The sequence below is a fragment of the Duganella sp. CF517 genome (assembly GCF_900110275.1).
Taxonomy (GTDB): Bacteria; Pseudomonadota; Gammaproteobacteria; order Burkholderiales; family Burkholderiaceae_D; genus Rugamonas.
In genome coordinates this window covers 563,332-578,326 of sequence record NZ_FODC01000002.1, presented here as the reverse complement: position 1 = coordinate 578,326, position 14,995 = coordinate 563,332, and the positions used below count along the sequence as shown (strand labels likewise).

Sequence of the window (14,995 nt, the reverse complement as noted above, 5' to 3'; positions counted from 1 at the left end):
ACAGGAGCAGGGATATGAGTGAAATGCGCATCAATGGCGACCGTCTGTGGGCGGCGCTGATGGAACTGGCCCAAATCGGCGCCACGCCCAAAGGTGGCGTCAAGCGCCTGGCGCTGACGGACCTGGACAAGCAAGGGCGCGACCTGGTGGTCGGCTGGGCCAAGGACGCCGGCATGTCGATCACGATCGACCAAATCGGCAACGTCTTCATGCGCCGCGACGGCACCAACAACGCGCTGCCTCCAATTATGACCGGCAGCCATATCGACACCCAGCCCACCGGCGGCAAGTTCGACGGCAATTACGGCGTGCTCGCCGGCCTTGAGGTGGTGCGCACGCTGAACGATTTGAAGATCAAGACCGAGGCGCCAATTGAGGTGGCCTTCTGGACCAACGAGGAAGGCTCGCGCTTCGTCCCGGTGATGATGGGTTCCGGCGTGTTCTGCGGCGCCTTCAGCCTGGAGACGGCGTACGCGGCCAAGGACACCGAGGGCAAGACCGTGGGCGAGGAATTGGCGCGCATCGGCTACAAGGGCGATCAGGTGCCCGGCCAGCATCCGATCGGCGCCTACTTCGAGACCCATATCGAACAAGGGCCGGTGCTGGAAGACGCCGACAAGGTGATCGGCGTGGTGCCGGCCGTGATGGGCCTGTCGTGGTACGACTGCGTGGTCAGCGGCATGGAGGCGCACGCCGGTCCGACGCCGATGGGATTGCGAAAGGACGCGCTGCAGGTATCGACCCGCATCATGCAGGAAGTGGTGGCCATCGCCAACCGCTATCCGCCGTATGGTCGCGGCACCGTCGGCATGGTGCAGGTGTTCCCGAACAGCCGCAACGTGATCCCGGGCGAAGTCAAATTCAGCATCGACCTGCGCAACGTGAACGACGAACTGCTCAACACCATGCACGAGGAGATGCTGGCCTTTATCGACAAGACCCGCGCCGACAGCGGCCTGGGGATTTCGATCGAGCGCGTGTCTTACTACCCGCCATGCCCGTTCCATCCGGACTGCGTGGACGCGGTCCGCAACGCCACCGCCAAATTGGGATATTCGACGATGGACGTGGTCTCCGGCGCCGGCCACGATGCGATCTACGCCGCGCGACTGGCGCCGTCGGGCATGATTTTCGTGCCCTGCAAGGACGGCATCAGCCATAACGAGATCGAGGACGCCAAGTCCGAGCATCTGGAAGCCGGTTGCAACGTGCTGCTGCATGCCATGCTGGAGCGCGCCAGGATCGTCTAGCCGGCAGTCACGGCGGGGATGGTATGCTTTTGTTTTCGCACAGGCTTACTCCCCGATGTACACAGACCCACAGCAAGCCTACCTCGATGGCAACCGGCGCATGGCCGTCGGCGACGCGGTCGGCGCCGAAGAGTGCTTTTGGCAGGCGATAGCGCTGCAGCCGGAGCACGCCGGTGCGCGTGCCAATCTCGGTTATCTGAAGGAGCTGCGCGGGGACTTGCTGGAGGCGGAGTTCCACTATCTGCACGCCATCGCGTTATTGCCAGACAACGCCCGGCTGTATCAAAATCTCGGCGTGCTTTTGCAAAAGTCCCGGCGTTTCGACGAATCGGAGGCGGCCGCGCGCATGGCGCTCGACCTCGCACCCGAGTCGCCGTCCGCGTGGAGCCAGTTGGGTGTGCTGCTCGCCTGCGTGCAGCGCGAGCAGGAGGCCGAGGCGTGCTACCGCCGCGCGCTGGAGCTGGACGAGGACTATCCGAAGGCGCAGTTCAATCTCGCCTATATCCTGCTGCGGCAGGGGCGGTTCGCCGAGGGCTGGCCGCTGCTGGAGTCGCGCTGGCACTTCGACAGCCTTGCGCAGCCGTTCAACTGCCCGCCATGGGAGGGCGAAACGCTGGCGGGAAAATCGGTGGTGATCGTATCCGAGGCCGGGCAGGGGGACATGATCCATTTCAGCCGTTATGCCGCGAAGCTCAAGGAGGCAGGCGCGGCGCGCGTCGCGGTGGCCTGTCCAGCTACGCTGCGGCGGCTGATGGCGGGGTTGGACGGTGTCGATGAGGTTTACGTCCAGCAGGGCGCGGTGCCGGGCAGTGGATGGGATTTCTGGACGCATCCAATGCGCCTGCCGGCGTTGTTCGGCACCGACCTGTCCAACATTCCGTCCGCGCCGTATATCACGGCCGATCCCGAGTCGGTGCGTTACTGGGCGGGCATGCTGCCTCAAAAAGGTTTGCGGGTTGGTTTGGCGTGGAAAGGCAACCCGCAGTTCGAGAATGACGCCGAGCGTTCGTTACCGTCATTGCACACGCTGTCGCCGTTGGCGGACCTCTGTCAGAACGGCGCGCTGCATTTCGTCAGCCTGCAGAAAGGGGACAGCGAGGCGGAGGCGTTGACGCCGCCGGCGGGCATGACGCTGCTAGCGATCGCGCCGCGCCTGCAGGACTTTGCCGATACGGCCGGCGTGATCGCCAATCTGGATCTGGTGATCAGTGTCGACACGGCGGTGGCGCATCTGGCGGGCGCGCTGGGCAAACCGTGCTGGCTGCTGCTACCGCATCATCGCTGCGACTGGCGATGGATGACGGAGCGCGGCGATACGCCGTGGTATCCATCGATGCGACTATTCCGGCAGCCGTCTGAAGGCGGCTGGACCACGGTGATCGCCGAAGTGGCATCGGAACTACGGCGCATGCTCATTCCTGACAACGCGAAATGAAACGCGCACACACGTATGGCTACCGTGGTTCGTTCAGGTCTCGTAATTTCTCAGGAAATCCAGCAGCACCCGCGCGGCGATATCCGCGTCGTCCGCCGTCATCGTCTCCAGCGGATTGTGGCTGATACCACCATTACCGCAGCGTGTGAACAGCATCGCCACCTCCGTAATCGCCGCCATCGCCATCGCGTCGTGCCCGGCTCCCGACAACAAATCGAAACGCGGCAAACCGGCCCGCTCGATCGCCGCCCCCAACTGGTCCATCAAACGCGGCGCACACGGCGCCGCCGCCGCATCGACGATCCGCTGCAAACTGAATTCCACTTGCCGCCGCGCGCAAATCTCCGCGATCCCGTCCAACACATCCTTGACCGCCGCCTGCCGCACCGCATCGTCGGCCGAGCGGATGTCGAGCGACAGTTTGCACGCGCCGGGCACCACGTTGACCGAGCCACCCGGTACCTGTAACTGCCCGACCGTACCAACCAGCGCCACACCCTGACCGCAACGCCGCTCCACCAGCAGCACGATCTCCGCCGCCGCCGCAGCGGCGTCCTTACGCATCGTCATCGGCGTGGTGCCGGCGTGACTGGCCAAGCCGGTCAACTCGACCAGATAGCGCGAGCTGCCGGCGATCGCCGTCACAACGCCCAGCGCCAGGTCGCGTTCCAGCAGCACCGGACCCTGTTCGATATGTACTTCGACAAAGCCGAGCAACTGCGCCGGATCGCGCGCGATCGCGGGAATGCGCGACACGTCGTGCCCTGCCGCCAGCAGCGCGTCGCGCATGGCGATGCCGTCGGCGTCGGTCTGGTCCAGCAGCGACAGGTCGAAACGGCCCGTCACCGCGTTACTGCCCAGGAAGGTACTCTTGAAGCGCACCCCTTCCTCCTCGGCGAAACCGACGATCTCGAAGTGATACGGCAGTTTTTCGCCGCGCTGGTGCAGATGGCGCACGATGGCGATCGGCAGCAGGATGCCGAGACGTCCGTCGTATTTGCCGCCGTTGCGCACCGTGTCGTAGTGCGACCCGGTCATCAGCGTCTTCGCGCCGGCAACGTCCGAGCGGTAGACGCCGACGACATTGCCGACGTTGTCGATGTGCGCCTCCATGCCGGCTTCGCGCATCCACTCCGCCAGTTGCGCGGCGGTGCGCCGGTGGGCCGGAGTCATGTAAGCGCAGGTCAGGTCGAAGTCAGCGTCGCCGCTGTTGTCCGTGTCGCTCCAGGCGCCGATGACCTCCGACCACTGCATGATGGCCGGGCCGAAGTCCAGCGTCACGCCCAGCAGGTCGTTCAGGCGGATTTCCGCGATGCGTTTTATCTGGCGCAGGCACTCGGCGATTTCGTCGGCGCGCTGATTCTTCAACCGGCGCGTGAAAGTGGCGATGACGTGGCGCCGCGTCAGCCCCTGTCCATCCGGGCCTTTGACCGCCAGGATGAACGGAAAGCCGAATTTGGCGTTGTAGTCGGCGTTGAGTCGGTGCAGTGTGGCGAATTCCTCGGCGCTGCACAGGTGCAGCCCGGATTTTGCCTGCTCGCTGGTCGATTCTGCCGTCAACTGGCCGGCGACGGCGGCTTTTCCCGCAAGCTCCGGGTGTTCCCGGATCAAACCCAGTTGCTCGTCCAGGGTGGCGGCGCTGACCACATCCTGCAACGCCAGCTTGAGCGCCGTCGCGTTGGCGAACGGCCGCCGTGCCGCCGCCCGCTCCGGTATCCAGGGGGAGTGCTCATAGATGCCGCGCAGGTGCTCGACGAAAGTGGCGGCGTCGCAGCTGTTTAAATCGGAGAGTGTGGTCATGGCGTGGTATCCGGTATCGATCGCTTATCATAACCTTGCGGGCACTCGCGCGATATACGCGGTATGCCGTAAGATGTATATCGGACGGCGTACTTCGCGCGCTTACTTCTGGATCAGCGCCTTGGCGGCGGCGGCGACCTGCTCGCGCAGCCACTTGTGCTCGGGCGCCTGGTGCACGCGTTCGTGCCACAGCTGGTAAAAGCGCATCGCCGGGAATTTGACCGGCACCGTGTAGGTTTTCAGCGCCATTTGCTTTTCGTAGTAGCGGACGAACTGGCGGCCGGTGGTCAGCACCAGGTCCGTCTGGGTCAGCATGTAGGGGATCAGGCCGAAATAGGCCGATTCGACGACGACGTTGCGCTGCAAGTCCTGGCGCTCCAGATAGTCGTCGATGACGCCGTGGTAGCCGGGCAGGATCTGGGTCGGCGCCACATGGGGCAGGGCCAGGTAGTCGTTCAGTGTCATGGCGTCGCTGGCGGTGCGCAGCGCGTATGGGCAGTCGGCGCGCATCACGCAGATGATCGGGTCCTCGAACAGCTTGGACATGTGCAGGTGCTCGGGCGGCTCGTCCCAGTTGGCGATGACCAGGTCCATGTCGCCGTCGGACAGCAGGCGCACGTAGTCGACACCCGGACCCAGGCTGTGGATCTTGACGCGGCTGTTGGGCGAACCCCGGCGCAGCAACGCGACCAGGTTGGGCAGGAACTGGCTGTCCAGATAGTCCGGCGCGGCGATGTGGAAGGTGCGCGCCTCCTCCTGCGGGACGAAGGGCGACTTTTTGAGGAACAGGTTTTCGGTCTCGTCGAGGATGCGTTTGGCCGGCAGCAGCAGGCTTTCGCCATGCTGGGTGGGCACCATGCCGCGCGCGCCGCGCACCAGCAGCGGATCACCGGTCAACTCGCGCAGCTTGCGCAGCGAGGCGGAGATCGAGGGCTGCGGCTGATTGAGCTTGAGCGCGACACGGGAGACGTTTTTCTCCACCAGCAGCAGGTAGAGGATGCGGATCAGGTGGAGGTCCAGGTGTTGCGGCAGGGCGGCCATGAACTATACGTGCTTGAATAGGGTTATACGGGAATCGATATGTTTAATATACTCTAATCTTCATGTGGCCGGTATCAAATCCGTTTATCGTCTGTAAATTAGCCACATCCTTGACCGGAAAGAATCCATGGAATTATTCGCCTATCTGATCCCGTACGGCCTTGAGTGGCTGAACCTGATCGTGCGCTGGCTGCACGTCATCACCGGCATCGCCTGGATCGGCGCCTCGTTCTACTTCGTCTGGCTGGACAACTCGATCCGGCCGCCCGCGCCGGGATCGGAGCTGGCGAAGAAGGGCGTCTCGGGCGAACTGTGGGCGGTGCACGGCGGCGGCTTCTATAACCCGCAAAAATACCTGGTCGCACCGGCGGAGCTGCCGAAGGAACTGCACTGGTTTAAATGGGAAGCCTATTCCACCTGGCTGTCCGGCATCGCGCTGCTGACCATCGCCTACTACTTCAACGCCCAGGCGATGATGATCGATAAATCCGTGGCCGACATCAGCAGCCTGCAGGCGATCGGCATCGGCGTCGGCACCCTGGTCGTCGGCTGGACGGTCTACGACCTGCTGTGCCGCTCCCCGCTGGGCAAGCACGACCTGTGGTTCGGCATCGTGGTGTTCGCGCTGATCGTGGCGGCGGCCTATGGCCTCACGCATGTGCTCAGCGGCCGTGCCGCCTACATCCACGTCGGCGCGCTGATCGGCACTATCATGGTCGGCAATGTGCTGATGCTGATCATCCCGGGCCAGCGCAAGATGGTCGAGGCCATGTCGGCCGGGCGCATGCCGGACCCGGTCCACGGCCAGAAGGCCAAGCAGCGCAGCGTCCACAATAACTACTTCACGTTGCCGGTGCTGTTCATCATGATCAGCAACCACTATGCCATGACTTACCGTCACGATCACGCCTGGCTGGTGCTGGCGTTTATCATGGCGGCCGGCGTCTTCATTCGCCACTTCTTCAATCTGCGCCACAAGGGCCGCGTCGAGTGGCGCTATCCGGCGATCGGCGTCGCGCTGCTGGCGGCGGTGGCCGTGGCCATCGCGCCCGCCCGCCCGGTGGCGGTGGCGCCGGCGGCCGATCCGGCGGCGGAATTCGCCAGGGTGAAAGCCATCATCGCGCACCGCTGCGCCTCCTGCCACGCCGAACGGCCGACGCAAGCCGGCTTCGCTGCGGCGCCTTTGGGCGTGATGCTCGAGAACGACGCCGAAATTCATCAAAATGCCGAGAAAATCTACAAGCAGACGGTCCAGCTCAAAGCCATGCCGTTAGCGAACCTGACGCAAATGACCGATGCCGAACGGGCGCAAATCGCCGCCTGGTACGAAGCCGGCGCAAAATAAAGGAAACGACTATGAGCGGCACCAAGGAACAACTGGCCAAATGGATCGACGACCACTTCGACGAGGAGGTCGGCGTTTTGCAGCAGTTGTTGCGCGTGCCGACCGACACGCCGCCCGGTAACAACGCGCCGCACGCGGACATGGTGGCCGATCTGGTCGAGGCCTATGGCTGGCGCGCCGAAAAGCACGCGGTGCCGCAGCAGGTGGTGCGCGACTACGGCATGCAGACGATCACCAACCTGATCGTCCGCCGTCCCTACCAGGCCGGCGGTCCGACGGTGGCGCTCAACGCCCACGGCGACGTGGTGCCGCCGGGGGACAACTGGACCTATCCTCCCTACGGCGGCGTGGTCGAAAACGGCTTCATCTACGGGCGCGCCGCCGCCGTCTCCAAGTGCGACTTCGCCACCTACATCTTCGCCACCCGCGCGCTGGAGGCGCTGGGCGTGCCGCTCAAGGGCGGCCTGGAACTGCATTTCACCTATGACGAGGAATTCGGCGGCCTGCTCGGTCCCGGATGGCTGCTGGAGCAAAAGCTGACCAAGCCCGATTACGTCATCGCGGCGGGCTTCAGCTACAACATCGTCACCGCGCACAACGCCTGCCTGCAGCTGGAGATCACGGTCAACGGCAAATCCGGCCACGGCGCGATGCCGGAAACGGGTCATGACGCGCTGCAGGCGGCGACGAAGATCCTCAACGCCATCTACGACCAGCTGCCGGAGCTGAAAAAGATCAAATCGAAGGTCGCGGGCATCGACTCGCCCACCATGCTGGTGGGCCGCATCGACGGCGGCACCAACACCAACGTCGTACCGGGCAAGGTGGTACTGAAGATGGACCGCCGCATGATACCGGAAGAGGAACCGGCGGCGGTCGAGGCGCAGGTGCGCGCGATGATCGAAAACGCGGTGCGCGGCATCCCCGGCATCAGCCTGGAGATCAAGCGCCTGCTGCTATCGCACGCGCTGCGCGAGCAGCCGGGGACGGAAAAGCTGGTCGCCAGCCTGCAGCAAAACGCCCAGACCTACATCGGCGAGCTGATTCCGGCGCAGGGCACGCCGTTGTATGCGGACGCGCGCCTGTACGGCGAGCACGGTATCCCGGCGGTGCTGTACGGCGCCGGCCCGCGCACCGTACCCGAATCGAACGCCAAGAAGGCCGACGAGCGCCTGAACCTCGAAGACTTGCGCAAGGCCACCAAGGTGGTCGCCGCGACCTTGCTCGATTTCCTCGGTTAAAAACCCGGGGTCAAGTCTGACATTCGGACACGAGCTGGACGCTGGGGCTCACTACAGCCGGGGCCGTGTCCGAATGACAGACTTGACCCCGGCGCTGGGCGTGGCGTAGCGCACGGCGGCTGCAATCAAGATTGCCGTATGATATGGAAATTATTGTCCATACGGCTAGCCTGTGCTTCGATACGAGTTGATCAGTTGCCATGACTGCGGGGTGCTGCACCAGTACCGCCCCGTACGGCCGCGCGAAAAGGCGCGCTGCGTGCGCTGCGGCTCCGTGCTCTATCGCGGCATCCATTCGGACCCCAACCGCATGGCCGCCATCACCCTCGGCGCCATCGTCACCTTCCTGATCGCGCAGTTTTTCCCCATCGTCGAACTGCAAATCGGCGGCTACAGCACCAGCGCGACCCTGCTGGGCTCCATCCGCGTGCTTTGGCACGAGCAGATGCAGCTGGTGGCGGCGGTGGTGTTCCTCTTTACGATGCTGCTGCCGGCGGTGGAGCTGGGGGCGCTGTTTTACGTGACGATGGCGCTGCACGCCGGCCGCCGTCCTCCCGGCTTCGACCACCTGCTGCGCGCCATCGGCGCCGCGCGGCGCTGGGGCATGACCGAGGTGCTGATGATCGGTATCCTGATCACCATCGTCAAGATGACCAGTCTCGCCCAGGTTTTGCTGCAACCGGGCCTGTTCGCCTTCGGCGCGCTGACCCTGATGCTGGCCATCGTGGTCTCCTTCGATCCCAAACATTTGTGGAATATCGGCGAGCATCTGCCGGGTCCCGGCGGTCCACGAGCGTCGCAACGTGAATTTCAGTACAAGGCGGTGCCCGGTGGCGCCCATCTCGAGGCCTGTCATAGCTGCGGGCTGGTGGCGTCGGTGCCGCGCCGCGCGCGCCATCAGCGCTGCGAGCGTTGCGGCGCGGCGCTGCACCGGCGCCGCCCGGACAGCGTCGGCCGCACCTGGGCCTTCCTGCTGGCGGCCACCATCCTGTATATCCCCGCCATGCTGCTGCCGGTGATGTACACCGATTCGCTGTTCGGCAAGGAGGACGATACGATCATCAGCGGCGTCATGCTGTTCTGGAACAGCGGCTCGCAGGCGCTGGCGATCATCATTTTCGTCGCCAGTATCGTGGTGCCGGTGCTGAAGCTGGCCGCGTTGTCGCTGCTGGCGCTGACCGCGCAGACCCGCTCGCGCTGGCGCCCGCAGCAACGCACGGTCCTGTACCGGATCGTGGAGTTCGTCGGCCGCTGGTCGATGCTCGATATTTTTGTCATCACGCTGACGGTGGCGCTGGTGCGCTTCCAGACGCTGGCGGTGATCACCGCAGGCCCCGGCGCGCTGGCGTTTTGCGCCGTGGTGGTGCTGACGATGCTGGCGTCGATGCAGTTCGACCCGCGCTTGATATGGGATGCAACCGATTCAAATGGAGAAAAACATGCCTGAAAACGAAGGCGGCCAGCCGCCGCTGCACGAGCCCCATGTGGAGAAGGCCAGCCGCTGGCTACCGTCGCTGGTGTGGCTCATTCCGCTGCTGGCGGCGTTGATCGGCGCCGGCCTGGTGGTCAAGTCGTTCATCGACCGGGGACCCACGGTGACCGTGAGCTTCCGCAGCGGCGACGGCCTGGAACCGGGCAAGACCAAGGTCAAGTTCAAGGACGTGGACATCGGCCTGGTGCGCTCGATCTCGTTGGCGCGCGACCTGTCCAAGGTGCTCGTCACCATCGACATGAGCAAAGAGGCGTCGCGCTTCACCGCGATCGATACCCGCTTCTGGGTGGTGCGCCCGCGCATCGGCGCCAGCGGCGTCTCCGGACTCAATACCCTGCTGTCAGGCTCCTACATCGGCGTCGATGCCGGCAAGTCGGAGGAGACCAGGGAAGAATTCACCGGCCTTGAACAGGCGCCGCAAGTGGCGTTCGACGAGAAGGGCAGCTATTTCACGCTGCATGGCGAGACCCTCGGGTCGATCGATGTCGGTTCGCCGATCTTCTATCGCCGCATCCCCGTCGGGCAGGTGGCCGCCTACGATCTGGAGGCGAAGGGGCGCGGCATCAATATGAAGGTGTTCGTCAAATCGCCCTACGACCAGTACGTCGGCAAGGGCACGCGCTGGTGGCATGCCAGCGGCGTTGACGTGCGGCTCGATTCCAACGGTTTCAAGGTCAACACGCAGTCGTTGGCGGCGTTGCTGGTCGGCGGCATCGCCTTCGAGAGCATGAACGGCCAAAAGCCCGTCACCGCCGCGCCGACCGGCAGCGAGTTCCTGCTGGCGGCCGACCAGGCCAGCGCGCTGCGCGAACCCGATGGCGCGCCGATCACCACGGTGCTGTATTTCGACCAGTCGCTGCGCGGCCTGTCGCAGGGCGCCACCGTCGACTTCCGCGGCATCGTGCTGGGCGAGGTGCGTTCGGTGGGCGTGGAGTTCGATCCTGTCAAGAAATCGTTCCGCATGCCGGTGACGGTGGACATGTATCCGGCCCGCCTGGGCCGCGCCTTCCAGAAGTCCGTCGACGAGGATCAGCGCAACAGCGCCGGCTCGCAGGTGCTGGAGCGGATGGTGGCGCGCGGCCTGCGCGGCCAGCTACGCACCGGTAATCTGCTCACCGGCCAGTTGTACGTCGCGCTGGACTTCTTCCCGAACGCGGCGCCGGTCAAGCTTGACATGAGCAAGGAGACGGTGGAACTTCCAACGGTCCCGAACAGTCTGGACGAGCTGCAAACGCAGTTGGCCAGCGTCGCGCGCAAGCTGGATAAGGTGCCGTTCGACGAAATCGGCGTCAATCTGCGCGACACGCTGAAGAGCGCCAATGTGCTGATCAAGCAGCTCGATGCGCAAGTGGTGCCGGAGATGAAAGACACGCTGGGCGCGGCGCGCAAGACCTTCGCCACCGCCGACCAGATCTTGCAGAAGGATTCGCCGGTGCAGTCCGATTTGCGCGAGGCCTTGCAGCAGCTGACGCAGACCATGCAATCGCTGAACGCCTTGTCCGATTATCTGGAACGCCATCCGGAATCGCTATTGCGCGGCAAGGGCAGCAAGCAGGATAAACTCGGAGAGAAGAAATGACGCAGATGATCAATCGACGCACCCGCCCGACCCGGTCGGTCCTAGCGATGTCCACGGCGGCCCTTGCGTTCGCGCTGGCCGGCTGCGCCAGCACGCCGCCCGAGCATTTCTACAGTCTCAGTAACGGCATGGGCGTGGCGCAGAAGGCCGACACGCCCCCCGCCGGATACTACATCGAAGTGCCTGCGGTGACGGTGCCGCAGCAGGTCGCGCGCAACCAGATGGTGGTCACCACCGGCGCGGGTAGTATCGATCTGCTGGAATACGATCGCTGGGCGTCGCCGCCGGCCGCGGAGATCGGCCAGGCGCTGTCGCTGGCCGTTTCCGGCGAGCTGGGAACCGTCGACGTGTTCCGCACGCCGTCGCCGGACGGCATGCCCGTCTACCGCATTAGCACCAACGTGCAGCGGTTCGAATCGGCGCCCGGCAAGTACGCGCTGATCGACGCGGTATGGAGCGTGCGCCTGCTGGGCGGCGCCAAGGTGCTCACTTGCCGCAGCGTCGCCAACGAGGAGGTCGGCCCCGGCAACGACGCGCTGGTGGCGGGCCACCGCCGTGCCGTCGTCCGCATTGGCGCCGATATCTCCAGGGCCGTGCGCGCGCTCGCCGCCGGCGGCAACGCGGGCTGCTGAAGGCACTCTTGAACTAGGATTGTAAAAATATATGGGACAAATTTACATGGTGCGCAGCGGACAAGCGTCCTTCGGCAGCGCCAATTACGATCAACTGTCGGCCATGGGCCACGAGCAGGCGCGCCTGCTGGGGAAGTGGTTCGCCAAAGGCGGGCAGCCCTTTCATCGGCTGATCACCGGCGGCATGGCGCGGCACCACCAGACCGCGGACGCCTGCCTTGCGCAGCTCACCAAACGGCAGGTGGCGGGCGCCGACTGCCTGACCGACGCGGGCTTTGCCGAATTCGATCATCATGAGGTGATGCTGCGGCATTGTCCGGAGTTCGCCGATCCGGCCACCTTCCGGGAACTGCTGTCCCGCTCAGCCGACCCGCAGCGCGCTGCCGAGCAGCTGTTCCGCAGCGCCATGCAGCGCTGGATGACCGGCTGGCACGACGACCAGTACGCCGAAGCCTGGCCGGATTTCCGGCGCCGCGTGGTGTCCGCGCTGGAGCGGCTCGATACGCCGGACAGCAAGCGCACCACCATCGTATTCACCTCCAGCGGCGTGATCGCGACGGTGATCCAGCACGTGCTGGGGTTCCAGGATTTTCAGGTGATGGAGATGACGTGGAAGGTGGCCAATTGCTCGGTCACCAAGCTGCTGCATCGTCCGGGCGAATTCGGCCTGGGTTATCTAAACAATTATTCGCACCTCGAGCAACCGGGGCGGCCCAGCACCGTGACGTACCGTTAAATCGCGCGCTTATCCGCTGATGTTGACTGTATGAGCATACAGTATAATTAAGTATGCTTACTCCCGCCGATCCACCTTCACAGCAAGGATTTATCCTGACCCGCCATTGGCGCGACGCGCCCAACGGGACGGAGATCGAGTTTTGGCTGGCGACCGACGACGGCCCCAGGAAAATCCGGCTGACGATGCAAACCTCGGTGGCCTTCGCCGAGGCGCGGGAGCGCTCGGCCATCGAGGCGCTGCTGGACAAATCGGACGGCATCGAGCTGCGCGACCTGAAGCTCAAGACCTTCGAACAGGAGCCGGTGGTCGGCGTCTATTCGTCCCGCTACAAACAATTGACGGCGCTGGAGCGCACCCTGCGCGACCACGGCATCAAGATGTACGAGGCCGATATCCGTCCGCCCGAGCGCTATCTGATGGAGCGCTTCATCACCGCCTGCGTGCAGGTGGAGGGCGGCCGCGTCGACGGCACGACCATCCGCGACTGCAAACTCAAACCAGCTCCCGACTACCGTCCCAAGCTCAAGATGGTGTCGCTCGATATCGAAACCAGCGCCTACGAAGACCTGTATTCGATCGCGCTCGAAGGCTGCGGCCAGCGCCAGGTTTACATGCTCGGCGCGCCGCCCGCCGGCGCGCCCGGCGCGATCGACTTCGATCTGGAATACTGCGCCACGCCGCGCCAGTTGATCGAAAGGCTCAACGCCTGGATGGCGCGCCACGACCCGGATGTGCTGGTGGGCTGGAACGTGGTGCAGTTCGACCTGCGCGTGCTGCAGAAGAACGCCGACAAGCACAAGATCGCGCTGACCCTGGGCCGCGAGGGCAAGACCATCGAATGGCGCGAGCATCCCGGCAAGCAGGGATACATGTTCGCGCCGGTGGTCGGCCGGGTCGTCCTCGATGGCATCGACGCGCTCAAGGCGGCGTCGTGGATGTTCCCGTCCTTCAGCCTGGAGAACGTCTCGCAGGCGATGCTGGGCGAGGGCAAGGACATCGGCGACGTCTACGACAAGATGGCGGAAATCGAACGCCGCTTCCAGGAAGACAAGCCCGCGCTGGCCCACTACAACCTGAAGGACTGCGAACTGGTCACCCGCATCTTCGACAAGGCCAATCTGCTGGCGTTCATGATCGAGCGGGCGACGGTGACCGGTTTGCAAGCGGACCATCTGGGCGGCTCGATCGCCGCCTTCGGCCACCACTATCTGCCGCGCATGCACCGCGAAGGCTATGTGGCGCCGAACGTGGGCGACATCTCGGGCGGCGCCTCGCCGGGTGGCTTCGTCATGGATTCCAAACCTGGGCTGTACGATTCGGTGGTGGTGCTGGATTATAAAAGCCTGTACCCGTCGATCATCCGCACCTTCCTGGTCGATCCGGTGGGCTTGATCGAGGGCGAGATCGCGGAAGATCCGGCGACGATCGTGGAAGGCGTCAACGGTACCGTGTTCTCGCGCGAGAAGCACTGCCTGCCCGAGGTCACTACGCAAATCTGGAAGCAGCGCGACGCCGCCAAGCGCGCCAAAAACGAGCCGCTGTCGCAGGCGCTCAAGCTGCTGATGAACTCCTTCTGCGGCGTGCTGGGCGCGACCGAATGCCGTTTCTTCAATCCGCGCCTGGTCTCCTCGGTCACCCTGCGCGGACACCAGATGATGAAGCAAACCCGCGAACTGGTCGAGGCGGAAGGCTATGACGTCATCTACGGCGACACCGATTCGATTTTCATCTGGCTCAAAAAAGAGTACAGGAACGCCGACGCGCTGGACATCGGCCAGCAGCTGGCGAACAAGATCAACGCCTGGTGGCACGCGATGTTGAAGGACAAGCATGGTCTGGAATGCCATCTCGAGATCGAGTTCGATACGCACTTCCAGAAGTTCTTCATGCCGACGATACGCGGCACGGAAACGGGCAGCAAGAAGCGCTACGCCGGCCTGACGGTCAATGCCAAGGGCGAGGAAGAGGTGATTTATCGCGGCCTGGAAGTGGCGCGCAGCGACTGGACGCCGTTGGCGCAGCAGTTCCAGAAAGGGCTGTTCATGCGCATCTTCAAGGACGAGCCGTACCAGGACTTCGTGCGCGACTACGCGCGCAAGACGCTGTCGGGGGATTTCGACGAGCTGCTGGTCTACCGCAAGCGGCTGCGCCACCGGCTGGACGAATACAAGGTCAACGTGCCGCCGCAGGTGCGGGCCGCGCGCCTTGCCGACGAATACAACCAGTCGCATCGCCGTCCGCTGCGCTATCAGAACGGCGGCTGGATTAGCTACGTGATGACCACCGGCGGCCCGGAGCCGCTGGAGGCGATGCGTTCGAATATCGATTACGACCATTATCTGACCAAGCAATTGCAACCGATCGCCGATTCGATCCTGTTGCCGATGAAGGACAGTTTTTCCAGCCTGACCACCTCACAAGCCAGTCTTTTTTAGGGAGCG

11 protein-coding genes are annotated in these 14,995 nt (G+C 64.1%); 9 read left to right on the top strand and 2 right to left on the bottom strand.

All coding sequences use genetic code 11. The annotated features are described in order from the left end of the window. Positions 1–14: 14 nt before the first annotated feature. The gene (locus BMX85_RS09540) at positions 15–1,250 is read left to right on the top strand and encodes a Zn-dependent hydrolase (RefSeq protein ID WP_090316315.1); all 1,236 of its coding nucleotides are present in this window, start codon (positions 15–17) and stop codon (positions 1,248–1,250) included. Between the two features lie 55 nt (positions 1,251–1,305). After that, positions 1,306–2,685, top strand: coding sequence for a tetratricopeptide repeat protein (locus BMX85_RS09535; protein ID WP_090316312.1), 1,380 nt, complete (start codon positions 1,306–1,308; stop codon positions 2,683–2,685). Positions 2,686–2,718: 33 nt separating this feature from the next. Here BMX85_RS09535 and BMX85_RS09530 read toward each other — a convergent pair whose 3' ends face one another. Both BMX85_RS09530 and BMX85_RS09525 read right to left on the bottom strand, forming a co-directional pair. Beyond that, positions 2,719–4,485 carry an allantoate amidohydrolase gene (locus BMX85_RS09530; RefSeq protein ID WP_090316309.1) on the bottom strand — a complete coding sequence of 589 codons (1,767 nt, stop codon included), beginning with the start codon at positions 4,483–4,485 and terminating at the stop codon, positions 2,719–2,721. A gap of 102 nt (positions 4,486–4,587) precedes the next feature. Continuing rightward, positions 4,588–5,526: a LysR substrate-binding domain-containing protein gene (locus BMX85_RS09525; protein ID WP_090316307.1), complete on the bottom strand. Its 939-nt coding sequence runs from the start codon at positions 5,524–5,526 to the stop codon at positions 4,588–4,590. Positions 5,527–5,653: 127 nt separating this feature from the next. Here BMX85_RS09525 and BMX85_RS09520 point away from each other — a divergent pair, with 127 nt between their 5' ends. The 7 genes from BMX85_RS09520 (at position 5,654) to BMX85_RS09490 (ending at position 14,989) form a co-directional block, all read left to right on the top strand. After that, complete coding sequence (locus BMX85_RS09520; protein ID WP_090316304.1) at positions 5,654–6,871, top strand: urate hydroxylase PuuD; 1,218 nt, start codon at positions 5,654–5,656, stop codon at positions 6,869–6,871. A gap of 11 nt (positions 6,872–6,882) precedes the next feature. Further along, on the top strand, positions 6,883–8,112 hold the full coding sequence (locus BMX85_RS09515; RefSeq protein ID WP_090316301.1) for a M20/M25/M40 family metallo-hydrolase: 1,230 nt from the start codon (positions 6,883–6,885) through the stop codon (positions 8,110–8,112). 172 nt (positions 8,113–8,284) lie between these two features. Next, positions 8,285–9,559, top strand: a complete 1,275-nt coding sequence (locus BMX85_RS09510; protein WP_090316299.1) for a paraquat-inducible protein A — start codon at positions 8,285–8,287, stop codon at positions 9,557–9,559. After that, complete coding sequence (locus BMX85_RS09505; protein ID WP_090317648.1) at positions 9,552–11,183, top strand: PqiB family protein; 1,632 nt, start codon at positions 9,552–9,554, stop codon at positions 11,181–11,183. The genes BMX85_RS09510 and BMX85_RS09505 overlap by 8 nt, the downstream gene beginning before the upstream one ends. Continuing rightward, positions 11,180–11,815, top strand: coding sequence for a PqiC family protein (locus tag BMX85_RS09500; protein ID WP_229210369.1), 636 nt, complete (start codon positions 11,180–11,182; stop codon positions 11,813–11,815). The genes BMX85_RS09505 and BMX85_RS09500 overlap by 4 nt, the downstream gene beginning before the upstream one ends. Positions 11,816–11,846: 31 nt before the next feature. Further along, on the top strand, positions 11,847–12,551 hold the full coding sequence (locus tag BMX85_RS09495) for a histidine phosphatase family protein (RefSeq protein ID WP_090316293.1): 705 nt from the start codon (positions 11,847–11,849) through the stop codon (positions 12,549–12,551). A 53-nt stretch (positions 12,552–12,604) separates the two neighbouring features. After that, positions 12,605–14,989 (top strand): DNA polymerase II, encoded by a 2,385-nt coding sequence (locus BMX85_RS09490; protein ID WP_090316290.1) that lies wholly within the window; start codon positions 12,605–12,607, stop codon positions 14,987–14,989. The last annotated feature ends 6 nt before the right edge of the window (positions 14,990–14,995 follow it).

What these genes read in the sequence shown, in the direction of transcription:
- BMX85_RS09540 (WP_090316315.1), top strand. Translation starts at nt 15, where the DNA reads ATGAGTGAAATGCGCATCAATGGCGACCGTCTGTGGGCGGCGCTGATG.
- BMX85_RS09535 (WP_090316312.1), top strand. Translation starts at nt 1,306, where the DNA reads ATGTACACAGACCCACAGCAAGCCTACCTCGATGGCAACCGGCGCATG.
- BMX85_RS09530 (WP_090316309.1), bottom strand. Translation starts at nt 4,485, where the DNA reads ATGACCACACTCTCCGATTTAAACAGCTGCGACGCCGCCACTTTCGTC.
- BMX85_RS09525 (WP_090316307.1), bottom strand. Translation starts at nt 5,526, where the DNA reads ATGGCCGCCCTGCCGCAACACCTGGACCTCCACCTGATCCGCATCCTC.
- BMX85_RS09520 (WP_090316304.1), top strand. Translation starts at nt 5,654, where the DNA reads ATGGAATTATTCGCCTATCTGATCCCGTACGGCCTTGAGTGGCTGAAC.
- BMX85_RS09515 (WP_090316301.1), top strand. Translation starts at nt 6,883, where the DNA reads ATGAGCGGCACCAAGGAACAACTGGCCAAATGGATCGACGACCACTTC.
- BMX85_RS09505 (WP_090317648.1), top strand. Translation starts at nt 9,552, where the DNA reads ATGCCTGAAAACGAAGGCGGCCAGCCGCCGCTGCACGAGCCCCATGTG.
- BMX85_RS09500 (WP_229210369.1), top strand. Translation starts at nt 11,180, where the DNA reads ATGACGCAGATGATCAATCGACGCACCCGCCCGACCCGGTCGGTCCTA.
- BMX85_RS09495 (WP_090316293.1), top strand. Translation starts at nt 11,847, where the DNA reads ATGGGACAAATTTACATGGTGCGCAGCGGACAAGCGTCCTTCGGCAGC.
- BMX85_RS09490 (WP_090316290.1), top strand. Translation starts at nt 12,605, where the DNA reads ATGCTTACTCCCGCCGATCCACCTTCACAGCAAGGATTTATCCTGACC.